This window comes from Brevundimonas bacteroides DSM 4726 (genome assembly GCF_000701445.1).
Taxonomy (GTDB): domain Bacteria; phylum Pseudomonadota; class Alphaproteobacteria; order Caulobacterales; family Caulobacteraceae; genus Brevundimonas; species Brevundimonas bacteroides.
Window position 1 is genome coordinate 156,576 of the sequence record NZ_JNIX01000010.1, and the last position, 24,556, is coordinate 181,131.

Here is a 24,556-nt window from a genome sequence, read left to right on the forward strand (position 1 = left end):
ATATTTGCACGCGGTGCAGGTATGTCTAGCGACCGTTTCGACTTCGGCTTGGACACCTAGAGGACTGCTCCCATGACCTGGACCCCCCGCGACATTCCCGAACAGACCGGCCGTCTGGTCATCGTGACCGGCGCCAACAGCGGAACCGGCTACGAGACCGCGCTGGAGTTGGCCCGCAAGGGAGCCGAGGTGGTCCTGGCCGTGCGTGATGTCAACCGGGGCAAGGCGGCGGCGAAGCGCATCCGACGCGAGGCGCCCAAGGCGCGACTCAGGGTCGAAGCGCTGGATCTGTCGAAGCAGAGATCGGTGACCGCGTTCGCGGAGCGGATGCTGGCGGATGGATCGCCGATCCATGCGCTGGTGAACAATGCGGGCATCATGGCGGTGGAGCCCCGGCAGGAGACGGAGGACGGCCACGAGCTACAGTGGGCGACGAACTATCTGGGGCACTTCGCCCTGACGGCGCGGCTGATGCCGCTGCTGAAGGCGGGGTCGGCGCGGGTGGTGCAACTGTCGAGCATCATGCATCGGCAGGGACGGTTGCGATTTGACGATCTGAACTATCGGACGGGCTACAAGCCCTGGCCGGTCTATCAGCAGTCCAAGCTGGCGATGCTGATGTTCGGGCTGGAGCTGGATCGGAGAAGCCAGGCGAATGGGTGGGGCCTGACCAGCGTGGTCGCGCATCCGGGCTATGCGAGGACCGGGCTGATCGGGTCGGGGCCGCTGGGGCGCCGGCCGGTCAGCCGGGCGATGATGCAGTTGGTCTATCGGCCGTTCATCGAGCCGTTCATCAGCCATTCTGCGGCGGACGGGGCCTTGCCGATCCTGATGGCGGCGACCGATCCGGCGATCAGGCCGGGAGCCTTCGTCGGGCCACAGAAGGCGAAGGAGATGAAGGGTCCGCCGGGGCCGGCGAAGGCGGAGCCGCACGCCTTGGTCGAGGCCGACGCGGCGCGGCTGTTCGACATGACGGAGCAGGAGCTCGGCGTTCGTTTCGCATAGGCGAAGCACAGACTTGTGAAGCCCGCGACATTCTGTCCGGCGACGGACAGGCGTATGCTGCATGGCGCGTTATCGGAACGAAGCAGGCGTTGGGAGGCGCTGTCGTTATGATGTCACGCGTACAAAAGGGCATGGTCGCGGGTTTCTTCGCCACCGTCGCCGTATCGATCCTCGAAGCCGTGAACGTGGTGACGGGTCCCTGGACCCAGCCGTTTCCGTCGGTGGTCGCCACCCTGATCGGCATGGAGGGCAATCTGCTCGTCGGCTGGATCGCCCACTTCCTGGTGGGGACCGTCTTGCTGGGCGCGCTGTTCGGCGTGCTGTGTCCGAGGGTGCCGACCCAGACGCCGGAGACCAAGGGCATCGTCTTCGCCGTCGTCGCCTGGGTGGTGATGATGGCCGGGGCCGTGATGTTCGGCGATCCCCGGATGTTCAACCAGGGCGGCGGCTTCGCCGTCGTGGCCTGGATGCTGGCGACCCACATCGTCTTCGGCATCGTGCTGGGCAACGTCTATGCCCGGCTGGTGGAGCGCGGGAAGCGGGCCCACCACGGCGACATGAGCGGGGCGGCCCCCGCTCACTGAGCCCCGAGGGGCCCGCCTGACTAGTTCAGACGGGTCCCGATCTGGGCGATGGCGGCGTCGAGCAGCGGGTCGGTCTTCGCGCCGGCCGCGCGGGCGGCGAGGATGGTCTCGGCGGCATGAGCAGCGACGTCGGCGGCGGCGGCCTTCACTTCGGCGGCGGCCTGGGCTTCGGCCGAGGCGATCCGGCGTTCGGCCATGGCCTGACGGCGGGCGAGCGCCTCTTCCAGCTTGGCCTTGGCCTCGGCTTCCATCAGGCGGGCGTCGGCTTCCGCGGCGGCCAGCATGGCCTTGGACTGGGCTTCGGCCTCAGCCTTTTCGGCGCGGATCTGAGCGAGCAGGGCTTCGGCTTCGGCGCGCAGGCGGGCGGCCTCGTCGAGCTCGGACTGGATTTTGGCGGCCTTGGCGTCCAGCTGGCCGGCGACCAGTTTCGGCACGCCCGCGACCGCCAGGATCACGAAGAACAGCACCAGGCCAACGCCGACCCACAGTTCCGGGTTGGAGATGTTCCAGAAATAGCCTTCGAGGAAGTGGGGCATTACGCGGCTCCCTTGACGGCGGAGGCGACCTCGGCGGCCGAGGCGGGCTTGCCGGTCAGACGCTCGACGATGGCCGAGGCCGTGTCGGCGGCGATGGTGGAGACATTGGCCATGGCGGCGTCGCGCGTGGCGGCGATGCGCGCCTCTGCGGCTTCGATCTTCGCGTTGACTTCGGCCTCTTCGGCCTGACGGCGGGCCTCGGCGTCGGCGGCGACGCGGGCCTTGGCCTCGGCCGCGACCCGGCGGCTGTCGGCGCGGGCCTGCTCGACTTCGGCCTTGGCGGCGGCGGCCTGTTCGGCGGCCTCGGCCTGGACCGAACGGGCGGTCGCGACGGCGGTCGAGATGGTCGAGGCGCGCTCGTCCATCACCCGGCGCAGGCGCGGGGCGAAGACCTTCGAAATCAGGAGATAGAGGACGAAGAAGAGGAACAGCAGATAGACGATCTGACCAGCCCAGACCGAGGTGTCGAACTGGGGCAGGCCACCGGCTTCGCCGCCGCCGTGGGCGGCTTCGGTCGTGGCGTAGGTTCCGCCGTGTTCGTCGGTTTTCTCAGGAGCGGCCATAGGGCGTTTCGAGCGTCCGTCTGCGGGAAGGGGAAACAGGACGGCGGCGCTTCCCCAAGCCAGAGGAAACGCCGCCGGTCTTCACTGAAGCGGCGTGGGCGTTAGCCCAGCCAGGCCAGGATGCCGAGCACGAAGGCCAGGATGCCCAGGGCTTCGACCAGGGCGGCGCCCACGAACAGGTTGCCGACCTGCGAGGCCGCGGCCGAGGGGTTGCGCAGGGCGCCGGCCAGGAACTGGCCGAAGATGTTGCCCACGCCGATGCCGGCGCCGAGCATGCCGAGCGTGGCCAGACCGATACCGAAGTACTTGAAGGATTCGGCTTCCATGATGGTGTTCCTATTCAGTCGAGGTTGGAGGAAGGGGTTGAGCGGCTGGGCCGGGGCTTAGTGCCCGTGACCCAGGTTGACCACATCGTTGAGATAGATGCTGGCCAGAACGGCGAAGACGAAGGCCTGGAGGAAGGCCACGAGGAACTCGAGCGCGGTCAGGCCGACCACCATACCCATCGACAGGGCAGCGACCGGCAGGCCGAGCAGGCCCAGGCCACCGGCGGCGGCGAGGCCGCCCATCGAGACGACGAAGCCGGCGAAGATCTTCAGCGCGATGTGGCCGCCCAGCATGTTGCCGAACAGACGAAGCGCCAGCGTCACCGGACGCAGCAGGAAGGACAGGAACTCGATCAGGCCGACGACCGGGCGGATCGCCAGCGGGGCCGAGGTCGGCCAGAACAGCAGGAAGAAGCCCAGGCCGTGCTTGGCGATGCCGATGCCGATCACCAGCAGGATGGTGATGAGCGCGAGCGTGCCGGTCACGGCAAGCTGCGAGGTCGCCGTAAAGGTCAGGAACATGCCCAGCAGGTTCATGCCCAGAACGAGAGTGAACAGGGTGAAGACGAAGGGGAAATACTTCCGGCCCTCGTGGCCGATGATCGAGTCGGTGACGCCGTCGATCATGCCGAACAGGGTCTCGCCCGCCGACTGAAGCCGGCCGGGAACGACCTTGGCGCCCGAGGTGACGGCCGTCAGGAACAGCACGACCAGGGCAAAGGCGATGGTCATGGCGACGTGGGCGTTGGTCACGGCGATCTGCTGAACGCCCAGCACAGGCAGCGTCACCTCACCGAACTCAAGGCCGGGGATCGGGTGCACTTCGAACTGTTCGATCGGATCGGCCAAGGCCTATCGCTCCTCGTCATCTTCATCGTCGAACGGGATGGACTTAGGGACCACCCCGGCCGCATCGGCCTCGGCCTGCAGACGTTTGGTCGTCTGCCACGCCATCCAGATCGAGACGGCGAACCCGAAGAGCACGCCGCCAATCAGTCCCCACGGCGTCGTGCCCGCGAAGCGGTCGACGACGAAGCCCAGCGCCAGACCGACCAGGACGCCGCCGATCAGCTCGGCCACGATCCGGTAGGCCTTGCCCGCCACCGCCTGAGCGACCGCGTCGGCGGTCTTGTCGGACGTGGTCGCCGCTTCCAGCGCGGATGCGGAGCGAGTGAGGCGAGCGATCGCCTCTTCGCGCGATTCCGGTGGGGTGGACATGGGTTCTGGCGCTTCTGGCCCCGCCCGGCCACGCAAGGTTTTGCGGGCCCCGACAGGGGTCTGAATTCGGCGCGGAACCTATAGGGAGGGGTGCGGAAGGTCAAGAAGCCGTGATGAAGGCCTAAATCACTGTTTCGGATGAGTTTTGTCCGGGGTGCGACGTTGCGGCGGTGTCTTCGGGGAGGGCGGCGGCCTGTTTCGCCGCAAGCTCGGCCGCGAAGAGGTCATAGCGGGCCATGACGGCCGCGCGCAGGGCCTCGAGTTGGGCTGTCTGACGCGCTGACGGGGGACGGAAAGGGCGGGGCCGACTGGGGCGATTGGAGCGTAAGCGGGCCATGGCGGGTTCCTTTGTGCAGTTTGCTCCCGGCAGGGGGAGGGCGAGTCCCCGGACTTGATCCGTGGAAGACCAGGTGGGGGCGACTGTTCCTGTGACGCCGTTTGAGGTGGTGTTGGATGAGTGTGCGGTCACGGGCCCGCCTCTGGCGGCTCCGCCGCCTGTCTCCGCCCAGGGGGCGGAGAGCGGGTGGGGACATGGGCCATCGCTCTTCCGCTGTGAACGGGATGGGAAGGGCGGGCGGAGCAGCCGGGCCTTCGCCCGGAGACCGTATGGTTTGCTGTTTCGGCGAACGCTGACTGCTCCGCGCGGCTGGTCTGACCGGAAGCGGACGGCCCCGCGTCGCTCGAAGCCGACTGACCGAGGACCAACGGCCCTGTTAGAGCCTTGCCGCTACTGACGCCTCCGGCGGGAAGGTCGGCGTGCTTGCGAAAGCCGATCCCCTGAACGGCGCCAGTCTTCTGCCGACGCCCTTATCGCCGCGAGCTCCAAAGGGCTCGCGAACCACCCCCTTGATCCGGACGCCGGACCACCGCTCTTCACGGCCTCCGATCGTTGGACCTCGGGAGCTCCCGCTCCAACCGCTTCCGCCGCGACAAGCTCGCAAGGCCTTGCGCCCTTCCCAGGCGACGGAACCGGAGGTGATTGTAAGGCAGGTTTCAATGAGGGCGCGTTCGCGGCGTCGCAAACGGAGCGGGCGCTGGATTCATTGGCGGAATCCGGGCGTCGTTGGATGATTGAGAAAAACAGCGCCATCTTCCTTCTCCTCTTGCGGGAGTAAGGGATGTCAGCGCGCGCCTGAAGCCCACTCCTCGGGGAGAGGGACCGAAGGGACGGCGTGCCGGGCCCCCTCCCCTTCCGGAACCGATGCTGCTAACCCCAGCGCCATGAGCATCCCCCGTATCGCCTGGGCGGCCTATGGCTTCGCCCTCGTCGTCGTCGTCTTCGACCAGATCACCAAGGCCATGATCCTGGGGTCGGTCGATGTGGCGGACGCGAACATGATCCCGCCCGGATATCTGTTCGCCGAGGTCATTCCCGACGTGCTGTCGTTCACCATGGTGAGGAACACCGGCGTCAGCTTCGGCCTGTTCGGCGGGGGCGAGGCGCGGTGGTTCCTGAGCGTGTTCTCGATCGTGGTCGCCGGGGCGCTGGCGTGGTGGGCGATGAAGGCCGAGCGGCGGCTGCTGGTGACGGCCATCGGCCTGGTCATCGGCGGGGCGATCGGCAATGTCATCGACCGGATCCGGTTCGGATACGTCGTCGACTTCATCGACTTCTCGGCGACGGGGCTGTTTCCGTGGGTGTTCAATGTGGCCGACAGCGCCATCACCGTTGGCGTCGCCCTGCTGATTCTCGACAGCGTGATCTCGGAGCGGAAGCCCGCCGTTGGCGCGGCCCCCGAAAAGGCGTAATCACCCGCTCTTGCTGAGCCTTCACCCTGCGTCGTTCGCGCCGGAGCCCAAACCGACCATGCGTCTGCTGACCGTTTCCCTCGTCGCCGTGTCCGCCCTGGCCCTGACCGCCTGCGGAGGCCTGCGCCAGTCCATCGGCCTGACCAAGGTGGTGCCCGACGAGTTCGTGACCGTGGCGTCCGCCCCCCTGACCGTTCCGCCGGAATACGGCCTGCGCCCGCCCGCGCCCGGCCAGCCGCGTCCGCAGGAACTGGCCCCCGAGAGCGCCGCGCGTCAGATCCTGCTGGGTCAGCGCCAGTCGATCACGCGGTCTCCGGGCGAGACGGCGCTGGTGACGGCGGCGGGCGCCGACCGGGCCGATCCCCTGGCCCGCTATGTCATCGACGACGAGTTCGGCGACCTGGCGCACAAGGAACAGAGCTTCGCCGACCGCATCCTGTTCTGGCGCCGTGACGACGCCTCGACCCAGGCCCCGACCCAGACGCAGACGGCCCAAGGCGCGGTGACCATCGACGCGACGACCGAGGCCGAGCGCCTGCGGGCGCTGACTGGGACGCAGTCGTCGATCACCATTCAGCCGCGCCGCGGCGGTGGGTTCAAGCTGCCGGGGCTGTAACCCGGCTTGTCGTTCGAGCGTCCGTCTCTAAAAGGGACGGACTGAGCGGAGCGGCGTCATGACCAACATCTTCGAGAAGGCGGCCGGTCTGTCCGGCGTCGAGCAGTTGAAGCTCGCCTTCCAGGGCGAGGAGCTGGCCGCGCCGATCGCACGCACGCTCGACTATCGCCTGACCGAGGTCGAGGAAGGCCGGGTGGTGTTCGAGGGGACGCCGACGACGGCGGTCTACAACCCCATCGGCACGGTGCATGGAGGGTGGATGGCGACGCTGCTGGACTCGGCCTGCGCCTGCGCCGTGCACTCCATGCTGAAGCCGGGGCAGGTCTATACGACGCTGGAGATCAAGACCGTCTTCCACCGCGCCCTGACCGAGGGCGTGCCGGTCCGCTGCATCGGCACCATCCTTCAGGTCGGCCGAAAGGCGGGCTTCTCGGAAGCCCGCCTCGAAGGCCTGGACGGCAAGCTCTACGCCACCGCCACCTCGACCTGCCTGGTGATGGATCGCCCCGCTTAGGCCGCGTCGACCAGCACGATCTCGGCGTCGTTGACGGCCGTGACCGTCAGGGCGTCCTCGCCGGTGATCGCCGCGCCGTCGCGCGCGTTCAGGCGCACGCCGTTGACCTCGACCACGCCCTTGGCCGGCACCAGATAGCCGCGCCGCGCCGAGCCCAGCGGATAGGTCGCGCTCTCGCCCGCCTTCAGCGTCGCACCCACCACCCGCGCGTCGGTGCGGATCGGCAGGGCATCGGTGTCATCCTCGAAGCCCGAGGCCAGGACCACGAACTGCCCGGCCCGCTCGCCCTTGGGGAAGGGCTTGGCGCCCCAGCTGGGCTTTTCGCCGCGCCGGGTCGGCTCGATCCAGATCTGGAAGATGCGGGTCGTCTCGGGCTCGATGTTGTACTCGGCGTGGCGGATGCCGGTGCCCGCGCTCATCACCTGGACGTCGCCGGCCTCGGTGCGGCCCTTGTTGCCCAGGCTGTCCTCGTGGGTGATGGCCCCGTCGCGGACATAGGTTATGATCTCCATGTCCGAGTGCGGATGAGGCGGAAAGCCCGAGTTCGACGCGATCTCGTCGTCGTTCCAGACGCGCAGATTGCCCCAGCTCATGCGGTTCGGGTCATAGTAGCTGGCGAAGGAGAAGTGGTGCTTGGCCTTGAGCCAGCCGTGGTCGGCGCCGCCCAGGCTGTCGAAGGGTCTGACTTCGATCATCGTGGTCTCTCCGGCGGCGGGCCGTCCCGCCGCGTGTTGCTTGGACGGGAATATAGGGGTGGCGGTGGGAACTGCAACAGTTGTGGTGGTGAATGATGTCTCCTCCCCGTTTGCCTCCGGCGAATGGGGAGTGGATGCGAGCTCTTGCGAGCAGACGGAGGGGTTCTGACGGCGGCAAGAACCCCTCCGTCTCTCCGCTTCGCTGCGAGCCACCTCCCCATCGGCCAAGCGGCCGACGGGGAGGAGACACGTTCGCCTTACCTCAGGTCATACGTCCCGGTGATGTCGATGCGCACCGTCAGCTGGCCCGCCGCGACCGGAGTCGACGCATCCGCCGCTTCCATGCGCGCCATGGCGAAGACCGGCATGGGCGGGGGGGCCTGGTAGCCACCGCCCTCGTTCAGCGAGCGGATGGCGCCCAGTTCGACGCCCAGCGCCTGGGCATACAGCCGCGCCTTGTCCTGCAGCGCGCGCACGGCCAGCACCCGAGCCTGGTCTTCGGCGGCCTTGGGGTCGCGCAGGCCGAAGCCGATGCCGTCGATCTGGTTGACCCCGGCGGCGACCACCGCATCGGCGACGCGGCCGGTGGCGTCGATGTCCATGACCTGGACCGTCACCCGGTTGGACGCCTGATAGCCGCGCAGGCGGGGCGGCTCGTTCTGGACGTAGTCATACTGGGCCGACAGGTTCAGGCCCGAAGTCTGGATGTCGCGCGCCTCGATGCCGACGCGACGCAGGGCGGCGAACACCTCGGTCATGCGGCGCGCATTGTCGGCCATGGCGGCCTGGGCGGTCGGGGCCTCGGTCATGACGCCGAAGGTGATGGTGGCCATGTCGGGCGCGACCTTGACCTCGCCATAGGCCGACAGGTTGAGCGCGGGCTGGGCGGCCATGGCGTGGACCTGCATCGGGGCGGTGGGAGCGGACTGGGCGACGGCGGCCGGAGCGGACAGGCCGATCACGGCGGCGCCCAGCATGAGGGCGGGGAGGGATTTCATCAGGGACACAGCCTTTCGGAGACGGGATTGCGGGGACGGTCGTGTTCTCCGCCTCGACCGTGACGCGACCTTGACGGTGAACGCCTGAACGCTCACACGGCTCCGCTTGCAGACGCCGTTCATCGGCGTGAAATCGCCGAAAGGTTCGCCGCTTTCGTCCGGGCCCGACGCCTGCTAGGCGAAGGCCACGCCATCGGGGGCCCGTAGCTCAATGGTTAGAGCCGACCGCTCATAACGGTCTGGTTGCAGGTTCGAGTCCTGCCGGGCCTACCAGCCACTGGTATTGCTCGAGCCGATATCAGCCGTATCGGCTTCACCGGGCGCCAAGACCATCGATGTTAGACCTCGTCTAGTTTCCGGTCGGGCAGGTCGGCAGGGCCCGAGCGACCGACGCGATATCAACCGGCCCGTCTGGCAAGTCACCGAAGCGAATGCGGGCATTCGGTCGATCAAGACTTAGCCGGAAGATCGAGACGGCCATGTCCTCGTCGTCAAGCCAGCTTCCAGACAGACGATCGCCGTAGATGATCTCTGCCGCGGCGCGATCAGGCATGTACCACTGCCAGCGGTAGTCGATGATCAGTTCGTCGCGGCCGTTGACGGTACGGCGCCCCACACAGGTCGGCTCCACCGCCATGGCGATCCGGTCGAGCATTTCGTCGTCACGCCCCGCGTTTCGATAAGCCTGTCGTTCGCGTTCAGAGGCCTGTCTCAGGCTGGCGGTCTCGGGGAGGTTCAGACGCTCTGCGGTGATGTCCAGCGCGAACGCAGCCGTATGGTGAAAGGCCACGACTGTGTAGGGGTCGACAATCACCCGATCCGCCATGGCCATGACGTAGGTCGAACATGCCGACAAACAAAACTGTCGGACTCGAACGGTGACATCACGGTCAGCCAAGAGTTGTCCCAAGGCGATTGCGGAGGTCTGCATTCCGCCGTCGGAGGTCAAAATGACTTCCTCGTCTTCAGGGGTGAGGTCAGCCCCGACCTTACGCACGATCTCGTCGGTGATCGGGGCGCAGATGCGCAGAGTGCCGCTGGCATTTCGGTAAACGCCTGTGTTGCCGCACAGGGCATAGCCTGTTCGGGGGGCTTCAGTCTGACCGCCACAGCCGGATAACGCGACGGCGAAAGTCGCAACAAGGCACGATCCCATGACCTTCACCGTCGCATCCCTCACCTTCGGCTGTGATGCTTACATCCCTTCGGCGCTCAAGGCCCTCCCCCACCCAAACAAATAGCCCGGCCTGTGCGAACAGGCCGGGCCGAGGCGCTCTTTGGAAAGAGGGTCAGAAGCGGATCGAACCCGTCACACGGAAGCCGTGGAGCTGGATCGAGTCGCTGGAGCGGCTCTGATCGGTGCCCGCCGGATTGACCAGCAGGAAGGGGTTGGTCGCCGGGGCCGTGCCGGGACCGGTGCGGACGACCAGGGGGTCGTTCCGCTCCAGGTCCGAATAGACGTATTCGAGGCCGACCGAGACGCTGTCGGTCAGGCGCCGCTCGATGCCCGCGCCGACCTGAAAGCCGTCGGCGTCGCCGCTGCTGCGGATCGGAGTGAAGCTGTTGGCGGCGTTGGAGGTCGAATAGCTGTCCTCGACCTGGGCCAAAGCGTAGCCCGCTGTGACGTAGGGCAGATAAGACCCCATCGCATAGCCGAGGCGCACGCGGGCGGCGGCCAGGCCCTGGACCTCGCGCTGGAAGGCGTAGTTGGCGGGCGTGGTCGAGAAGGCCGTGACGCTGTCCTCGGCATTGGTCAGGCCGAGGTCGCCGACGACGCCGAAGACCCAGGAGCCCATCTGCCAGTCGTAGCCCGCGCGCAGGCCGACTTCGCCCGCGGCCTCGTCATCGTCCGAGCAGCCAGCGCCGGCGTTGTTGGCGTTCGGTGAGCCGTCGCAGAAGCCGGGCGAGAAGGCGTCGGCACCCGCCGTGGTGCGGACCGTGTCGTTGAAGGTTCCGTCCAAGTTGGTGTCGAACCGGATGCTTTCGTTTTCTTCCTGGTCCTGGACCTGGGCGCCGGCGAAGCCGCCGAAGTAGGCCCCGCTCCAGTCCTGGGCGGCGACGGGGGTGGCGGCGACGGCGGCCGTGAGCGCGCCGAGCGCGACGAAAGTCCGGATCATGATGCTTACCCTACCAGCGGCCCCGGGAGCGGGCCTGACGGGTCAGATACGGATCAGCCCCGGATTGGACGCACCGTCCTTAGCGATCGCGCCAGCGGCGGTCGCCCTGGTAACGGTCGTCGTGGATGTAGCGGCCCGAGCTGTCGTACCAGCCGTAGCCCTGCTGGAAGCGGCCGTAGTTGTCGGGCGTGTAGAAATAGTCGTCGTAGGGGTCGCCGTAGGCGCCGTCCATCTCGTCCCACCAGTCGCGCGGATAGGGGGAGTATTCGCAGACCCACCCCTGATCGGGCCGCTGCGTCCACTGGGGCTCGTAGCGGTCGCGATAGCGGGGGCGATAGCTAGGACGGCACAGGCCGTCGGACCAGACGCGGTTGCCCGAGGCGTCGATCTGGGCCCGGTATTCGCGATAGAAGACATCCAGCACGCCGACGAAGCTGTTGTTGCGGACCACCGCGCGGCCGGAGACGGCGGCGAGGCCGATGGTGCGGGCGCGGACCCGGCTGTCCAGCAGGGTCAGCTCGCCGTTGTAGAGCACCAGCCCCTTGTCCGAACGGCAGATGCGCGAGCCCTCGATGGAGACCGAGGCTCCCTCGACCGCCACGCCTTCGGAATAGCCGCAGATGCGACTGTTGGTGACCTCGACCCGGCCGTAGTCGCGGCGCGACCGGACCAGCAGGCCGATGGCGCGGGGGCCGAAGTTGTTGGGGGTCTCGACGCCCGACAGGGTCACGGAATCGATGCGCGAGGGTTCGCCCGACCCCGGCGTAATGTCGATGCCGGACTGGGCCCCCGTGACGACCGTCTCCCAGGCGTTAAGGGTCGCGCCGTCCATGACAATGGCAGGGGCCACGGTCTGGGCGTCGATGACGACGTCGCGCAGATCGACCGTGCCGCCGTCGGCGTAGATGGCGGCCTCGTCGCCGACGTGGCGGAAGCCGACACGGCTCATGACGATGTCGGAGCCGTAGCCGACCACGCATGCCGCGTCCCCGCCGTTGGGCGAGGCCAGGACGATGTCGCGCAGCTCCAGCCGCACCCCTTGGGCGACCGTGATGCAGGGCACGCCGTCCGGAGCCTGGAGCGTGGCGGTCGGGTTCTGGGTCCAGCGGCGCGGGTCGAAGCCGCCCTCGCCGATGATGGTCATGGGCTTGTCGATGTTCAGCCAGCCGACGCACGGGCCGCTGCGGGCGCGGATGACCAGGGTGCCGCCCGGGCGAACGCGCTGCACCGCCGCCTCGACCGCGCCGGTGCCGGGATTGCCACCGCAGTCGACAAGAACGATCTCCTCGCCGCCGGGCACGTAGGGCGGGCGATAGTCGGGGCCATAGGTCGGGCGGTGGGCGCCATGGCTCCAGCGGCGATCCTGGCGCGGCCGGCTCTGGCGCGTGGGCGGATCGAGCAGCAGGCCGAAGTTCGGGCGGGTCTGGCTCTCCACCCGTGCAGCGGTCTGGGCCTGGGCCTGGGGCGCTGCGAGGACGGAGCCGCCGATCAGCGCGAGGGCGGAGGCGGCAAGGGCGAGGGTCTTCATGGGATCACTCCTCCTCAACGGCGCTGCGAACGAGAAACCTGGGCGAGGACCGCCTGCAGGCGCGACGCCGAGGGGCCGAAGCCCGCCAGAGCCGAATCGATGCGGAGCGCCACGGCCTGGGCCTTGTCCTGGTCGGCCACACCCGCCACGCCGAGCGCGAAGTAGGTCGACATGGCGAACTTGGCCTCGGGCGATCCCTGCCGGTCGGCCTGGGAATACCAGTGGAAGGCGCGGGCATAGTCGGCCGGCACACCGATGCCCTCGGAATACATGACCGCCAGCACCAACTGGGCCTCGGACGAGCCGTTCACGGCCGCCAGCTGGACGGCGCGGACCATCTCGATGTTGCTGAGCCGGGACTCCATGTTGTGCCCGAGCATGGCCTCCAGTGTCTGGATCTGGCGAGCCGAGAGGTCGGTGGGGCGCTCGGCGACCGTCTCCGTCACCCCGAGGTAGCGCAGGGCGCGGCCCACGTGGACGAAGGGCAGCTCGGTCATGCGGCCCAGCGAATATTCATAGGCGTCCCCGCGCGGGCGGCTCTCGTCCGAGAAGGGCACGCCGGACGCCGGGGCCTCGTTCGGATAGAACTCATAGGGCGGGACCCACTGGCGGGCCTTGGCTTCGACGAAGGCCCCGTAGCGGGAGCGGGCGGGGGTGGAGCGTTCGAAGTCCCTGAGCAGGACGTAGGCCCCCACATCCCCAGTCTGAACCGCCAGATAATTGTAGAGGTAGGCGTCGACGTCGTTGCGCGGGAACAGATTGACGGCCGAGTAGAAGCCGCGACGACGGGGGTCGGATTGACGACCACCGGGTCCGCCCTGGGCCTCTCGCGCCTCGCGGTTGTCGGACGGCTCTCCGAACGGGCCGTAGAGGGCGTCATGCAGTCGGGCGAGCGTGCGGAACCCGTCGGCGTCCTGGGTCGACAGGACGTAGATCATGCGATTTCGGACCTCGGCCTGCTCCTCCATCGTCATGCGCGACAGCTGACCATCGAGGCGCTGATAGGCGACGTGGCGTTCCCAGGCGCGGCAGTCGTCGTAGCGCGACACCGGCCGCCAGCCGCCGAAGCCGCCGCGATCGACGCGGTTGATGGGGGCGAAGCCTTCGTCGTTGGCGAGCGCCAGCCCGGTCCAGACCGCGCTCTCGATCGGATCCTCGATGTTCTTGTCGGTGGCGCGAAGGGCGGCGTAGCGATTGCCGAGCTCCAGCTGGGCGAAGAAGTCGCCGCGGAAGGCCGCGCGGCGCAGCTGGCGCAGGCCCGCCTCCTGGGCATTGAACTCCGCTCCGGTGACCGAGGGCGGACGCGGACAGGCGTTGGCATTGGCGACGGCGTCGCCGCGTCGCAGGAAGGAGAAGTTCTGGTCGCTGCAGCTGGCGACCGATCCCGCCAGCATGGCGATGACGGCGATCACGCCGACGGCGGCGGCGGGCCCCCGCCAGCGGCGGCGCGAGCGCGTGTCGGTCGTGGTCTCGCCCTCGTGCATGCCCTACCCGTTCCCCGATCCGCCTAAGCCACGCCCCTGGCGTTAACCATTTCCCAAACCTGCGTTCGGGTCCAGTGAACTTCCGATCATGGTTAACGCCGTTCCGCGACAAAGCGTTGCCGCACAATGGCCCGAATGTGGCGTAGCCAAGCTTCGTCCACAGAATTCAGCGGTTTATGCGCGACAGAAGAGCGACGGGCTCGCTTTCGGCGCGCGTGGCCCCTATCTGCCGCGTCCGATTTCGCCTCTGCCGTGATCCTTATGTCCTACGTCGCCCGCACCGACCGCCCCGCCGACAAGGCTGCCCGCTATGCCGAGGTGGAGGCCGAGATCCTGGCCGTTCTGGAGGGCGAGCCTGACCGCGTGGCGCGCATGGCAACGGTGGCCTCGATGCTGGCCGACGGGTTCGAGGACTATTTCTGGACCGGCTTCTATGTCGTCGATCCGGCGAAAGAGCGGGAGCTGGTGGTGGGGCCGTATCAGGGGACGCTGGGGTGCCTCCGAATCGCCTTCGGGCGCGGCGTGTGCGGAACCGCGGCGGAGACCGGTCGGACCCAGATCGTCGAGGACGTTCACGCGTTTCCCGGCCACATCGCCTGCGATGGCCGCTCCGAGAGCGAGATCGTCGTGCCGGTCTTCGACCGCGAGGGCCGGCTGATCGCCGTCTTCGACGTCGACGCGACGCGGAAGGCGGCGTTCGACGCGGTGGACGCGGAGGCGCTGGAGCGGTTGCTAAGCAAGGTGTTCGCCCTGTCCGCCTGAACCTGTCGAAGTCTCGGTCTGAGGCGCAGAAAGGGGTTCATCACAGCGATCACAGCGAAGGCACAACGGACACAACGGGGCCTAGCGCGCGGCGAGAGCGTCGATCCGTCACTCTTGGCGTCAGGGACAAATGAAAGGCGGCTTCGCCGCCAATCCGTGACGGCTCTCGAGCTTGACGGGAACGATCAAGGGCGGAGGCGCCCACTCGGTTTCGTCGTGTCCGTTGTGCCTTCGCTGTGATCGCTGTGATGAACCTCCTTCTTCCGCTTCGTTGGCTTCCGCCTATCCGAACACCGGCGCGCGTTTCTGGGTGAAGGCCATGAAGGCCTCCATCGCCTCCGGGCTCGACATCTGGGAGCCGAAAGCCTGGCCCTCCTCCTGCATCAGAGCCCAAAGGCGTTCGGTGTCGCGCATGAGGCGCTTGGTCTTGCGGACCGAGTTGGGCGCGCGGGCTGCGATCTTCGCGGCAAGGTCGGTGGCGGTCGCGTCGACCTGATCGACGGGAACCGCGCGATTGGCGAGGCCCCAGGCGTGGGCAAGGCGACCGTCAATGGGTTCGCCAAGCGCGAAGATCTCGAACGCCCTCTGATGCCCCACCACCATCGGCAGCAGGAGCGACGACGCGGCCTCGGGCGCCAGCGCCAGGTTCACGAACGGCGCGGACAGCAGCGCATCCTCGGCCACCACGACCATGTCGCAGTGGAGCAGCATCGTCAGGCCGATGCCGACCGCCCGGCCCCGCACGGCGGCGACGGCGGGCTTGTCGAGATGGGCCAGCGCCTTCAGGAAGTGGAACACCGGTGCCTCGGTCACCTGGCCGCCGCCCGACTGACCAACGGCGATGAAATCGGCGATGTCGTTTCCGGCCGTGAAGCTGTCGCCCTCGGCCCGGAAGAGGAGCACACGCACGGCATCGTCAGTGCGGGCACGATTGGTGGCCTCGGCCAGGGCCGCGTACATCGCTTGCGTGATGGCGTTCTTCTTCTCGGGCCGGTTCAGGGTGACGGTCAGGACGCCGCCGTTCAGTTCGGTCAGGACGGGCTCGCTCATGCCTCGATCTCCTTGGGGGTGAGGGTCCACCAGTCGACGCTCTCGGCGTCGGGGGTTCGTTGGGCGCGGCCGAGCCGCTCCAGATAATGCAGGTGCGCGATCGCCTCGCCGGTCGCCATGCCGAACAGGCCGTCGTCGACGGGCCGGGCGAACAGGGCGGGAAAGACATCGACCGCGCGGCTGGGGGTGCGTAGCGTTCGCTCCAGCCGCTTCAGCGCCACCTCATGGCCGCGCCGCAGCGCCTGGACGCGCGGCAGGACGCCGGTGAAGGGCTCGCCGTGTCCGGGCAGGCAAAAGGTATCGGCGGGGAGCGCCCGCTCCAGCTTGTCCAGGGAGCGCATCCAGTCGCCGAGCGGATCGGCCATCGGCTCGGTCGGCCAGACCGAGACATTGGACGAGATCTTCGGCAGCAGCTGGTCGCCGGAGATCAGGACGTTGTCGGCCTTGCGCCACAGGCAGGCGTGCTCGGGGCTGTGGCCGTCGCCGATGAGGATGGTCCAGTCGTCGCCACCGATGGTCAGGACGTCGCCTTCGCTCAAGCGTGTGTAGCTGGGGGGCATCGGCGCGACGCCCTTGGCGAACAGGCCGTAGGAGGCTCGCCATTTCTCGATCCGGGCGTCCTCCCAGCCGGCGGCGCGGAAGAAGCGGGCGCCGCTTTCCGGCGCCGGGCCGGTGTCGGCGATCAGCATGCGGGCGGTGACGTATTCCAACCGCGTCATCAGAAAGGGCGCATCGAATCGCTCCGCCAGCCAGCCCGCCAGGCCGATGTGGTCGGGATGCATGTGGGTGGCGATCACCCGGGTCACCGGCCGTCCGCCCAGAGGCCCGGCCAGCGCCGCCTCCCAGGCCCGTATCGTGTCCGGCGTCCTCAGACCCGTGTCGACGACGGCCCAGCCGTCGCCGTCCTCGATGGCGCAGACGTTGACGTGGTTCAGCGCCATCGGCAGCGGCATGCGCAGCCACAGCACGCCGGGCGCGGCCTCGATCGCCTGACCGGGTTCGGGGACGACGCCCAGCGGATAGGTCAGGCCGCGGGCGACGACCGGCTCGGACGGAATGTCCAGCGTCGGGTCGTCGAGAATGATGCCGCCGTCCGCCAAGTCCGTCTCCAATCGCAACGGGCTGACCCTAGCGGGCGTCGCAGGCGTCGTCCAGTTTCCGCGGCTTCACGGTCTTGACCTCGTCTCGAGCGGTCGCCAAGGCTGATGGAGAAACGCTCGGCGTTCTGGAGAGAGATTGTGTTCAAGCCCCACTTCGTCGCCGCCCTCGCTGCGGCCCTCGCCCTCGCGGGTCTGTCCGTCCCGGCGACCGCCCAGGACGCCGCCGCCCCGGCCATTCAGGGGCAGGATGTGGCCCCTCAGGATAACGATCGCAGCCAGGAGCAGACCGGCCGCAATCGCCGCAACCGCAACAGCGCGCCGCCGCCGCCGACACCCGAGGAACTGGCCCAGCGCGCCCAGGTCGTGGCGACCGCCGCCAACGTCAACTGTCAGGTGACCCAGGCCAGTCTGCTGGGCCAGACCGACGCCGGGGCTCTCACCTATGAGGCGGCATGCGCGACCGGGCCGGGGTACATCCTGATCAATTCGACGCCGCCCCAGGCTATCGATTGCGTGCTGCTGGCCGGTCAGGCCCAGATCGAGCGGGCGCGCGATCCCGCCGCCGACGTCGGCACCCAGTGCGTCATCCCCCAGAACACCGACGTCCTGCGCGTCGTCAGCGTCTATGCCACCGAGGCCGGGGTGACCTGCACGGTCAATGAGGGGGCCTCGATCGGCAAGTCGCGCGAGGACAACCTGATCTACGAGGTCGGCTGCGACGGCCTCGACGGCGCCTGGCTGGAGCGTCTGCCGACGGGCTGGAAGCTGACGGAGTGCATCCAGGTGATTACCCAGAACGGGACCTGCCGCTATTCCACCGCCGCCGAACAGGCCGCGACCCTGAAGGCGCGGTTCGCGTCCAACGCCGAGGCCGCCGCCTGTGACGTGACGCAGGGCCGTTACATGGGGGCCAACGCCAACGGCAGCTTCTTCGAGGCCAAGTGCGCGGCCGGCAACGGCGTGATCGTGCGCTTCAACCCGACGTTCGAGGTGCAGCAGGTCTATCCGTGCGAGACCGCCCAGCGCATCGGCGGCGGCTGCACCCTGACGGTGGTTCCGCCCGCGCCGGAAGCCGCCGCGCAGTAATGGGGTGACAGCGAGCGTCGTCTTGCCCCGCCAGGCGACGCTCCCTACCCTCCCGGCGATGCGCATCGCCACCTGGAACGTTAACTCGGTCAACGCCCGGCTGCCGACCGTGCTGGCATGGCTGGAGGCGGCTCAGCCCGACGTCGTCTGTTTCCAGGAGATCAAGACCGTCGACGAGAAGTTCCCCCGGGAGCCGTTCGAGAGTCTGGGCTACAACGTCGAGGTCTACGGCCAGAAATCCTACAACGGCGTGGCGCTGCTCTCGAAGCTGCCGGTGTCGGACGTGCGGCGCGGCCTGCCGGGGTCGGACGGGTTCGGCGATGATGTCGAGGACCAGGCGCGCTACATCGAGGCGGTGATCGAGGCGCCCCGGCCCGTGCGGGTCGGCGGCATCTACCTGCCCAACGGCAATCCGATCAGCACCGAGAAGTTCGACTACAAGATGCGGTGGATGGCGCGGCTGAACGCCCATGCGCGCGACCTGCTGGCGCAGGAAGAGGCCTTCACCCTGTGCGGGGACTACAACGTCATCCCGACGCCGGAAGACGCGAAGAATCCGCAGGCCTGGGTGAACGACGCCCTGTTCCAGCCCGAGAGTCGGGCGGCGTTTCGGGCGCTGAAGGGGCTGGGGCTGTATGAGGCGGGCGAGCTGGGGAACCAGCCGCCGGGGACCTATACCTTCTGGGACTATCAGGCCGGGGCCTGGCAGAGGGACCACGGCATCCGCATCGACTTCCACCTGCTGTCGCCGCAGGCCGCGGACCGCTTCGCGGGCGTGGAGACCCACCGCGACGCGCGCGACATGGACAAGCCGTCGGACCATGTGCCGGTGGTGGTCGAGCTGACCGACTGATGGGCGAGGCGCGCGATGGATGAAGCCCTTCGCCTCATCCTGTTGGTGGCGCTGGCCGCTGCGGCCCTGACCACCGCGGCGTTGACGCTGAACTGGTGGATGGAGCCGGAGCGGCGGCTCAGGCGCGCCCTGCTGAAGTCGCTGGGCCGGGCGCCGGAGGTGGAGGCGATGGCGCCGGCCGAGGGCAAGGCGGCGGGGCTGGATTTCGACGCGGGCCAGATCGCGACGCTGTGGGACCGGGGGGCGCACGGGCTGATCTACGGCTTCGAGGAGATCGAGGGCGGCGAGATCATCGTCGACGGACACGTCGTGGCGCGCATCCGGCGGGGCGAACCCCGGAAGGCGCTGGATGTGATGGCCCCGGACGCGGCGCAGGTGACGCTGAGGCTGCTGTTCGCCGACGCGCGCTGGCCGGAGTTCGAGCTGGCCCTGTGGAACGCGATGGCGCCGGCGCAGGCGGGGTCGCCGTCGGAGGCGCTGCGGCTCGGGCGGCGCTGGCTGAGCCATCTGGAGGCGCTGTTGAAAGAGTTGCCGCGCGCGGGCCGGGAGGGGTAGAAGCCCCCACCCCTCCCCCGCTTGCCTCAAGGACCCGCCCGTGGCCCGCCTGTTCGACGCCTATATCATCGCCGACTGGACCGCCGCCGAGGGCAAGAAGCTGGGCGAGAACTCGGTCTGGATCGGCGTGGCCAAGCGCGACGTGCGCTTCCGCCTCTATACCGAGACGCACAACGTGGCGACGCGCGCCGAGGGCGAGGCGATGATCCGCACCCTGCTGGCCGACCACGCCAAGCGCGGGGACCGGGTGCTGCTGGGGTTCGATTTCTCGTTCGGCTATCCGGTCGGGACGGCGCAGCGGCTGGGCCTGAAGGAGACGCCGGCCTGGTCGGCGGTGTGGAAGTTCGTGGCGTCCAGCGTCGTCGACAAGCCCGACAACACCAACAACCGCTATCAGGTCGCGGCCAAGATGAACCGGCTGATGACCGATGACGCCTGGCCGATGTGGGGGGCGCCGGCCAAGCAGACGCAACGCTGGCTGACCGCCACCAAGCCGCCCCAGGGCACCGGCGACATCCCCGAGTTCCGCGCGACTGAACTGGCCGTTAGGAAGGGCAAGCTGCAGCCCAAGTCGAACTGGCAGATGCACGGCGCGGGCGCGGTGGGCGGCCAGACCCTGGTCGGGATTCCGATGGTGCGTCGTCTCTTGGAGCATCTGGGGCCGTCGGCGGCGGTGTGGCCGTTCGGGACGGGCTGGCGTGCGCTGGATACGGCGGACGTGGAGCCCCTGTCGGTGCTGGTCGCCGAGGTGTGGCCCTCGATGTGGCCGACCACCGTCGCCGAAGGCGAGTTCAAGGACCAGGCCCAGGTCCGCACCACCGCTGAGGCCTTCGCCCTGATGGACGAGAAGGGCGAGCTGTCGAAGGCGTTCGCTCCGCCCAGGGGGACAGACGAGACGCTGTTGGCCCAGGTCGAGGGCGAAGAGGGCTGGATCCTGGGCGTCGGTGCCTGACGATTTCCGACGCGGCATCGCGGCGGGTGGACCTATGGTCAGGCTCGGATATGGTCCCGCCTGAAGGGCGCGCATCCGCGTCCACGGAGGGGTCCATGCTGAAGTCCATTCTGGCCGTCGCGGCCATGTCGCTCGCCGTGTCGGTGCCTGCTTCCGCAGCCGTTGCCGAACCGGTGGCCGCGCCGCAGCAGGGTTACAGCGTCGTCCCTGTCGCGCCGAGCGAACGCTCGGGCCGGACGCGCCAGATCCGCTGCAGCGTCGGCCAGATGCGCGAGACGAACTGCTCCTTCACGCCGCTGTTCGGCGACGGCAGCTTCCAGCTGGACGGCCCGAACATCGCCTATCGCCTGATCATCAGCGACGGCGAAGGCTATCTGTTCGAGGTGTTCAGCCGCGACGAGCGCGTGGCGATCGGCGGGACATACCGCCGCGACAACCGCGACCGCGCCTGCTGGGTGGCGGTGGAGCGGACCCCGGCCCCGTCGCGGATCTGCGCGCGCTGAAGCCCTAGCCGATCAACGCCCTCGCCGCCCCCCTCGCCTCGTCGGTGATGACGGCGCCGGACAGCATGCGAGCGATCTCCTCGTGGCGCTCGGCGTCGGAGAGGGCGTCGACGGTGGTGGTGGTCTGGCCGTTGGCGTCGGCCTTGCGGACCTTCCAGTGGGCGTGGCCGCGGGCGGCGACCTGGGGGCTGTGGGTGACCACCAGAACCTGAGCCCCGGTCGACAGGCGTTTCAGGCGTTGGCCGACGGCCTCGGCGACGGCGCCGCCGACGCCCTGGTCGACCTCGTCGAAGATCATGACGGGCTGGCGCTGGTCCTCGCGGCCGGCGAGAGCGGCCTTCATGGCGAGCGCGAAGCGGGCCAACTCACCGCCCGAGGCGATGGCGTCCAGCGGGCCGAACGGCGAGCCGGCGTTGGTGGCGATCTCGAAGCGGGCGGTTTCGACCCCCAGCGGTCCACGGCGACCTTCGGGCACCGGTTCAAGCGCGACGCGGAAGCGGGCGCGTTCCAGCTTGAGCGGCCCCAGCTCCTCGGCGACGGCGCGTTCCAGCCGCTCGGCGGCGGCCTCGCGCGCGGAGGTCAGGAGGGTGGCGGCGACGTCATAGGCCTCGCGCGCGGCAGCGGCCTCGCGACCCGCGACGGTCAGGGCCTCGGCGCCGTCCTCGATGAGGCGGAGCTGTTCGCGGAGCGAGACCCGCAGCGCCGGGAGGGCTTGGACGGTGGTGTTCAGCTTGCGGGCGGCTGCGCGCAGGGCGAACAGCCGCTCCTCGGCCTTATCGAGGCGGCCGGGCTCGAAGTCGAAGGCGGCGGCGGCCGCGTCGACCTCGGCAATGGCCTCGGTCGCTTCGACCAGGGTGCGGTCGATGGCTTCGGCGGCGGAGAGCAGGCGAATCTGGACGGGGTGGTCCTCGCCGACGCCGGCCTGGGTGGCGCGCTGGCGGGCGTGCTCGACGGCGCGGAGGGCCGAGGCGAGGCGCTGGCTGAGCTTGTCGCCGCCCAGCTGGGTACGGGCGTCGGCGAGGTCGGCCATGGCCTTTTCGGCCGCGCCGAGGACGGCGCGTTCGCCGGCGAGCTCAGTCTCCTCGTCCTCGCGGGGGTCGAGGGCGTCGAGTTCGGACAGGTTCTGGCTGATCTCCTCGGCGCGGGCCGCCGCATCTGCGGCCTGGGCCTTGAGGGCGTCGAGCCTGGCTTCGGCGCCCCTGAGCGTTTCGTGCGCGCGGGCCACGCCGCCCAGCTGGGGCGACAGGCCGCCGTAGGCGTCGAGGAGAGCGCGGTGTGTCTTCCAGTCCAAGAGGCCGACGGTTTCGTGCTGACCGTGGACCTCGACCAGCCGGGCCCCGATTTCGCGCAGAGCTGCGACGCCGGCGGGCTGGTCGTTGACATAGGCCCGGCTGCGGCCGTCGGCGGAGACCACGCGACGCAGGATCAGCTCTTCGCCCGGCTGGGCGTCGAAGCCCTTCTCCTCGATCAGAGCGATCAGGTCGGGATCGTCGGGGGCCTCGAACACAGCGGTGGCGACGGCCTGCTTGGCCCCGGCGCGGACCAGCCCCGCCTCCCCTCGCCCGCCGAGCGCGAGGCCGAGCGCGTCGAGGATGATCGACTTGCCCGCGCCGGTCTCCCCGGTGAGCACGGTCAGGCCGTGCTCGACGTCGAGGTCGAGCGCATCAACCAGCACCACGTCGCGGATCGACAGGCGGGTCAGCATGCGGGGACGTGTCGCGAGGCGTGATTCGGCATCGCCGCCACTCTAGACCAGAACAGGCCGGGAACGATCAGCCCGGGATGATCCGCTGCAGCCAGCTCTCGCGTTGCGCGGTCGGCTGGGTCTCGGGGCGGACGCCTTCCTCGGTCAGGAGGGCGTAGGCTTCGGAGTACCAGACGCTACCGGGATAGTTGTAGCCGAGCACGGCGCCGTTGCGGGTCGCCTCGTCCTTCAGGCCCAGACCCAGATAGACCTCGACCAGACGGTACAGCGCTTCGGGCGTGTGCGAAGTGCGTTGAAAAGCCTCGTTCTCGACGACGGTCCGGTAGCGCCCGATGGCGGCCAGCGGCTGGTTGGCGCGCTGATAGTAGCGGCCGATCGACATTTCCTTGCCGGCCAACTGGTCGTTGACGAGGTCGATCTTGACCGTCGCGTCGGTGGCGTAGGACGAGCCGGGGTAGCGACGGGCCACGTCGCGCAGCGCCGCCAGCGCCTGCTCGGCCCGGCCCTGGTCCCGGCCGACGTCGACGATCTGCTCGAAGTGGCAGGTGGCGCGCATGTAGAAGGCGTAGGCGGCCGACGGGCTGCCGGGGAACAGCTGGATGAAGCGGTCGGCAGCGGCGATCGACTCTTCGTAATTGCCGTTCTGATAGTAGGCGTAGATCTGCATCAGGATGGCGCGGCGCGACCACTCCGAATACGGATGCTGGCGCTCGACCTCCTGGAAGTAGTCGACGGCGTCGGCCCAGCGGTTGCGCTGCAGCCGCTCGTAGCCGGTGTTGTAGAGCAGCTCGACCGGGCGTTCCTCATAGGCCAGGCGCGGACGGTTGGTCCGGCCGGCGCAGGCCGAGACCGTCAGGATCATCACGGCCGACAGGGCCAGGATGGATGAAGACCGCAGGGAGATCGGCAAGTCGAAACCTCTTCACGCGCCGCCGGGACCGCGCAAGTCGGCGCGGCTTCCGGACATCGAGACGGCGTTCTCTAGCACCGGCGTTTGGCGCGCGCCATGCGCCGGACACGCGGCGATCACGGGTTGCGACGAACCCGGCGGCTGCTAAAGAGCGCGCCAGACAGACCCGTCGTCATTGGCGGCGTGATGACGGCGAAAGGATGACCGGATGAAGCTGCTCTCTGGCAACTCGAACCGGACGCTCGCCCAAGCCATCGCCGACCACCTCGACATGCCCCTGACCAAGGCCCAGGTGAAGCGGTTCGCCGACAACGAGGTCTTCGCCGTCATCGAGGAGAATGTGCGCGGCGAGGACGTCTTCGTCATCCAGTCGACCAGCGCACCGGCCAACGACAACCTGATGGAGCTGCTGATCTGCGTTGACGCGCTGGTGCGAGCCTCGGCGCGGCGGATCACGGCGGTGATGCCCTATTTCGGCTATGCCCGCCAGGACCGTAAGACAGGCGGACGCACGCCGATCTCGGCCAAGCTAGTGGCCAATATGATCACGCGGGCGGGGGCGGACCGGGTGCTGACGATGGATCTGCACGCCGGACAGATCCAGGGCTTCTTCGACATTCCGACCGACAATCTGGTGGCGACGCCGGTGCTGGCCCAGGACATCAAGGAGACCTATCAGCGGGGCAATCTGATGATCGTCTCGCCCGATGTCGGCGGCGTGGTGCGGGCCCGGTCGCTGGCCGAGCGGCTGAACGTTGACCTGGCGATCGTCGACAAACGCCGGCCCAAGGCGGGCGAGAGCGAGGTCATGAACATTATCGGTGACGTCGAGGGACGCGAATGCATCCTGTTCGACGACATCGTCGACTCGGGCGGCACCCTGGTGAACGCGGCCAAGGCCCTGATGGAAGCGGGTGCGACCCAGGTTTCGGCCTACATCAGCCACGGGGTGCTGTCGGGACCCGCGGTGCAGAGGGTGACGGACGGACCGCTGAAGGAACTGGTGATCACGGATTCCATTGAGCAACCTCTGGAAGTGGTGAACTGCAAGAAGATCCGCTCGGTGCCGGTCGCACCCCTGATCGGCGAGGCCATCCGCCGCATCGCTAATGAGGAATCGGTGTCGAAACTGTTCGACTGACCGAGG

27 protein-coding genes and 1 tRNA gene are annotated in these 24,556 nt (G+C 68.6%); 13 read left to right on the plus strand and 15 right to left on the minus strand.

Features of this window, described 5'->3' with window-relative positions:
• Positions 1-72 precede the first annotated feature (72 nt).
• Positions 73-1,005, plus strand: coding sequence for an SDR family oxidoreductase (locus tag Q333_RS0110275; protein ID WP_029416756.1), 933 nt, complete (start codon positions 73-75; stop codon positions 1,003-1,005).
• A gap of 110 nt (positions 1,006-1,115) precedes the next feature.
• Complete coding sequence (locus Q333_RS0110280) at positions 1,116-1,589, plus strand: DUF6789 family protein (RefSeq protein WP_245591532.1); 474 nt, start codon at positions 1,116-1,118, stop codon at positions 1,587-1,589.
• Positions 1,590-1,609: 20 nt separating this feature from the next.
• Here Q333_RS0110280 and Q333_RS0110285 read toward each other — a convergent pair whose 3' ends face one another.
• The 5 genes from Q333_RS0110285 to Q333_RS0110305 all read right to left on the minus strand — a co-directional run bounded on the left by Q333_RS0110285 (position 1,610) and on the right by Q333_RS0110305 (position 4,232).
• Positions 1,610-2,125, minus strand: coding sequence for a F0F1 ATP synthase subunit B (locus Q333_RS0110285; protein WP_029416758.1), 516 nt, complete (start codon positions 2,123-2,125; stop codon positions 1,610-1,612).
• A complete protein-coding gene (locus Q333_RS0110290; RefSeq protein WP_029416760.1) occupies positions 2,125-2,688 on the minus strand; it encodes a F0F1 ATP synthase subunit B family protein in 564 nt (187 codons plus the stop codon). Before Q333_RS0110290 ends, Q333_RS0110285 begins: the two co-directional genes overlap by 1 nt.
• Positions 2,689-2,789: 101 nt before the next feature.
• Positions 2,790-3,014, minus strand: a complete 225-nt coding sequence (locus Q333_RS0110295) for a F0F1 ATP synthase subunit C (protein ID WP_029416762.1) — start codon at positions 3,012-3,014, stop codon at positions 2,790-2,792.
• A gap of 57 nt (positions 3,015-3,071) precedes the next feature.
• Positions 3,072-3,863, minus strand: a complete 792-nt coding sequence (locus Q333_RS0110300; protein WP_029416764.1) for a F0F1 ATP synthase subunit A — start codon at positions 3,861-3,863, stop codon at positions 3,072-3,074.
• A gap of 3 nt (positions 3,864-3,866) precedes the next feature.
• Positions 3,867-4,232 (minus strand): AtpZ/AtpI family protein, encoded by a 366-nt coding sequence (locus tag Q333_RS0110305; protein WP_029416766.1) that lies wholly within the window; start codon positions 4,230-4,232, stop codon positions 3,867-3,869.
• Positions 4,233-5,453: 1,221 nt separating this feature from the next.
• Here Q333_RS0110305 and lspA point away from each other — a divergent pair.
• Genes lspA through Q333_RS0110320 form a run of 3 tightly spaced genes read left to right on the plus strand, consistent with a single transcriptional unit; the run spans position 5,454 to position 7,111 of the window.
• A complete protein-coding gene (gene lspA, locus Q333_RS0110310; RefSeq protein WP_029416768.1) occupies positions 5,454-5,981 on the plus strand; it encodes a signal peptidase II in 528 nt (175 codons plus the stop codon).
• A gap of 58 nt (positions 5,982-6,039) precedes the next feature.
• Positions 6,040-6,597 carry a DUF3035 domain-containing protein gene (locus tag Q333_RS0110315; RefSeq protein ID WP_029416770.1) on the plus strand — a complete coding sequence of 186 codons (558 nt, stop codon included), beginning with the start codon at positions 6,040-6,042 and terminating at the stop codon, positions 6,595-6,597.
• Positions 6,598-6,655: 58 nt separating this feature from the next.
• A complete protein-coding gene (locus Q333_RS0110320; protein WP_029416772.1) occupies positions 6,656-7,111 on the plus strand; it encodes a PaaI family thioesterase in 456 nt (151 codons plus the stop codon).
• Here Q333_RS0110320 and Q333_RS0110325 read toward each other — a convergent pair.
• The gene (locus Q333_RS0110325) at positions 7,108-7,806 is read right to left on the minus strand and encodes a pirin family protein (RefSeq protein WP_029416774.1); all 699 of its coding nucleotides are present in this window, start codon (positions 7,804-7,806) and stop codon (positions 7,108-7,110) included. The two genes, Q333_RS0110320 and Q333_RS0110325, sit on opposite strands and share 4 nt — an antisense overlap.
• Before the next feature lie 257 nt (positions 7,807-8,063).
• A complete protein-coding gene (locus tag Q333_RS0110330) occupies positions 8,064-8,804 on the minus strand; it encodes an SIMPL domain-containing protein (RefSeq protein WP_029416775.1) in 741 nt (246 codons plus the stop codon).
• Positions 8,805-9,001: 197 nt separating this feature from the next.
• Here Q333_RS0110330 and Q333_RS0110335 point away from each other — a divergent pair.
• Positions 9,002-9,077 (plus strand) — tRNA-Ile (locus tag Q333_RS0110335).
• A gap of 76 nt (positions 9,078-9,153) precedes the next feature.
• On the opposite strand, the gene Q333_RS17640 is transcribed toward Q333_RS0110335, so the two are convergent.
• From Q333_RS17640 to Q333_RS0110355, 4 genes are all read right to left on the minus strand, one after another.
• Entirely contained in the window at positions 9,154-9,969 is an 816-nt protein-coding gene (locus tag Q333_RS17640; RefSeq protein ID WP_157072437.1) for a hypothetical protein, read from the minus strand.
• A 124-nt stretch (positions 9,970-10,093) separates the two neighbouring features.
• A complete protein-coding gene (locus Q333_RS0110345; RefSeq protein ID WP_029416779.1) occupies positions 10,094-10,921 on the minus strand; it encodes an outer membrane protein in 828 nt (275 codons plus the stop codon).
• A 79-nt stretch (positions 10,922-11,000) separates the two neighbouring features.
• Positions 11,001-12,449, minus strand: coding sequence for a right-handed parallel beta-helix repeat-containing protein (locus tag Q333_RS16560; RefSeq protein WP_035294183.1), 1,449 nt, complete (start codon positions 12,447-12,449; stop codon positions 11,001-11,003).
• Between the two features lie 14 nt (positions 12,450-12,463).
• On the minus strand, positions 12,464-13,933 hold the full coding sequence (locus Q333_RS0110355) for a tetratricopeptide repeat protein (RefSeq protein ID WP_029416781.1): 1,470 nt from the start codon (positions 13,931-13,933) through the stop codon (positions 12,464-12,466).
• 261 nt (positions 13,934-14,194) lie between these two features.
• Here Q333_RS0110355 and Q333_RS0110360 point away from each other — a divergent pair, with 261 nt between their 5' ends.
• Positions 14,195-14,695, plus strand: a complete 501-nt coding sequence (locus Q333_RS0110360; protein ID WP_029416783.1) for a GAF domain-containing protein — start codon at positions 14,195-14,197, stop codon at positions 14,693-14,695.
• Positions 14,696-14,977: 282 nt separating this feature from the next.
• Here Q333_RS0110360 and Q333_RS0110365 read toward each other — a convergent pair whose 3' ends face one another.
• Positions 14,978-15,745 (minus strand): enoyl-CoA hydratase, encoded by a 768-nt coding sequence (locus tag Q333_RS0110365; protein WP_029416784.1) that lies wholly within the window; start codon positions 15,743-15,745, stop codon positions 14,978-14,980.
• Positions 15,742-16,845, minus strand: coding sequence for an MBL fold metallo-hydrolase (locus Q333_RS0110370; protein ID WP_245591533.1), 1,104 nt, complete (start codon positions 16,843-16,845; stop codon positions 15,742-15,744). Before Q333_RS0110370 ends, Q333_RS0110365 begins: the two co-directional genes overlap by 4 nt.
• Positions 16,846-16,983: 138 nt before the next feature.
• Here Q333_RS0110370 and Q333_RS0110375 point away from each other — a divergent pair, with 138 nt between their 5' ends.
• The 5 genes from Q333_RS0110375 (at position 16,984) to Q333_RS0110395 (ending at position 20,794) form a co-directional block, all read left to right on the plus strand.
• Entirely contained in the window at positions 16,984-17,931 is a 948-nt protein-coding gene (locus Q333_RS0110375; protein WP_029416788.1) for a hypothetical protein, read from the plus strand.
• A 58-nt stretch (positions 17,932-17,989) separates the two neighbouring features.
• Entirely contained in the window at positions 17,990-18,784 is a 795-nt protein-coding gene (gene xth / locus Q333_RS0110380) for an exodeoxyribonuclease III (protein ID WP_029416790.1), read from the plus strand.
• Positions 18,785-18,799: 15 nt separating this feature from the next.
• Complete coding sequence (locus Q333_RS0110385) at positions 18,800-19,339, plus strand: hypothetical protein (protein WP_035294185.1); 540 nt, start codon at positions 18,800-18,802, stop codon at positions 19,337-19,339.
• A 40-nt stretch (positions 19,340-19,379) separates the two neighbouring features.
• Positions 19,380-20,291: a hypothetical protein gene (locus Q333_RS0110390; protein WP_029416793.1), complete on the plus strand. Its 912-nt coding sequence runs from the start codon at positions 19,380-19,382 to the stop codon at positions 20,289-20,291.
• A gap of 95 nt (positions 20,292-20,386) precedes the next feature.
• Positions 20,387-20,794 (plus strand): hypothetical protein, encoded by a 408-nt coding sequence (locus Q333_RS0110395; RefSeq protein WP_029416795.1) that lies wholly within the window; start codon positions 20,387-20,389, stop codon positions 20,792-20,794.
• Between the two features lie 4 nt (positions 20,795-20,798).
• Here the strand turns inward: Q333_RS0110395 and recN are convergent, their stop codons facing one another.
• Complete coding sequence (recN, locus tag Q333_RS0110400; RefSeq protein WP_029416797.1) at positions 20,799-22,499, minus strand: DNA repair protein RecN; 1,701 nt, start codon at positions 22,497-22,499, stop codon at positions 20,799-20,801.
• A gap of 67 nt (positions 22,500-22,566) precedes the next feature.
• Positions 22,567-23,361: an outer membrane protein assembly factor BamD gene (locus Q333_RS0110405; protein ID WP_157072446.1), complete on the minus strand. Its 795-nt coding sequence runs from the start codon at positions 23,359-23,361 to the stop codon at positions 22,567-22,569.
• A gap of 256 nt (positions 23,362-23,617) precedes the next feature.
• Here Q333_RS0110405 and Q333_RS0110410 point away from each other — a divergent pair, with 256 nt between their 5' ends.
• The gene (locus Q333_RS0110410; protein WP_029416800.1) at positions 23,618-24,550 is read left to right on the plus strand and encodes a ribose-phosphate pyrophosphokinase; all 933 of its coding nucleotides are present in this window, start codon (positions 23,618-23,620) and stop codon (positions 24,548-24,550) included.
• Positions 24,551-24,556: the final 6 nt, after the last annotated feature.

Coding starts and splice junctions, on each gene's coding strand:
- Q333_RS0110305 (WP_029416766.1), bottom strand. CDS start 4,232: ATGTCCACCCCACCGGAATCGCGCGAAGAGGCGATCGCTCGCCTCACT.
- Q333_RS0110280 (WP_245591532.1), top strand. CDS start 1,116: ATGTCACGCGTACAAAAGGGCATGGTCGCGGGTTTCTTCGCCACCGTC.
- Q333_RS0110295 (WP_029416762.1), bottom strand. CDS start 3,014: ATGGAAGCCGAATCCTTCAAGTACTTCGGTATCGGTCTGGCCACGCTC.
- Q333_RS0110405 (WP_157072446.1), bottom strand. CDS start 23,361: ATGATCCTGACGGTCTCGGCCTGCGCCGGCCGGACCAACCGTCCGCGC.
- Q333_RS0110395 (WP_029416795.1), top strand. CDS start 20,387: ATGCTGAAGTCCATTCTGGCCGTCGCGGCCATGTCGCTCGCCGTGTCG.
- Q333_RS0110365 (WP_029416784.1), bottom strand. CDS start 15,745: ATGAGCGAGCCCGTCCTGACCGAACTGAACGGCGGCGTCCTGACCGTC.
- Q333_RS0110360 (WP_029416783.1), top strand. CDS start 14,195: ATGTCCTACGTCGCCCGCACCGACCGCCCCGCCGACAAGGCTGCCCGC.
- Q333_RS0110410 (WP_029416800.1), top strand. CDS start 23,618: ATGAAGCTGCTCTCTGGCAACTCGAACCGGACGCTCGCCCAAGCCATC.
- Q333_RS0110275 (WP_029416756.1), top strand. CDS start 73: ATGACCTGGACCCCCCGCGACATTCCCGAACAGACCGGCCGTCTGGTC.
- Q333_RS0110345 (WP_029416779.1), bottom strand. CDS start 10,921: ATGATCCGGACTTTCGTCGCGCTCGGCGCGCTCACGGCCGCCGTCGCC.
- lspA (WP_029416768.1), top strand. CDS start 5,454: ATGAGCATCCCCCGTATCGCCTGGGCGGCCTATGGCTTCGCCCTCGTC.
- Q333_RS0110355 (WP_029416781.1), bottom strand. CDS start 13,933: ATGCACGAGGGCGAGACCACGACCGACACGCGCTCGCGCCGCCGCTGG.
- Q333_RS0110385 (WP_035294185.1), top strand. CDS start 18,800: ATGGATGAAGCCCTTCGCCTCATCCTGTTGGTGGCGCTGGCCGCTGCG.
- Q333_RS0110330 (WP_029416775.1), bottom strand. CDS start 8,804: ATGAAATCCCTCCCCGCCCTCATGCTGGGCGCCGCCGTGATCGGCCTG.
- Q333_RS16560 (WP_035294183.1), bottom strand. CDS start 12,449: ATGAAGACCCTCGCCCTTGCCGCCTCCGCCCTCGCGCTGATCGGCGGC.
- xth (WP_029416790.1), top strand. CDS start 17,990: ATGCGCATCGCCACCTGGAACGTTAACTCGGTCAACGCCCGGCTGCCG.
- Q333_RS0110285 (WP_029416758.1), bottom strand. CDS start 2,125: ATGCCCCACTTCCTCGAAGGCTATTTCTGGAACATCTCCAACCCGGAA.
- Q333_RS0110325 (WP_029416774.1), bottom strand. CDS start 7,806: ATGATCGAAGTCAGACCCTTCGACAGCCTGGGCGGCGCCGACCACGGC.
- Q333_RS0110290 (WP_029416760.1), bottom strand. CDS start 2,688: ATGGCCGCTCCTGAGAAAACCGACGAACACGGCGGAACCTACGCCACG.
- Q333_RS0110315 (WP_029416770.1), top strand. CDS start 6,040: ATGCGTCTGCTGACCGTTTCCCTCGTCGCCGTGTCCGCCCTGGCCCTG.
- recN (WP_029416797.1), bottom strand. CDS start 22,499: ATGCTGACCCGCCTGTCGATCCGCGACGTGGTGCTGGTTGATGCGCTC.
- Q333_RS0110320 (WP_029416772.1), top strand. CDS start 6,656: ATGACCAACATCTTCGAGAAGGCGGCCGGTCTGTCCGGCGTCGAGCAG.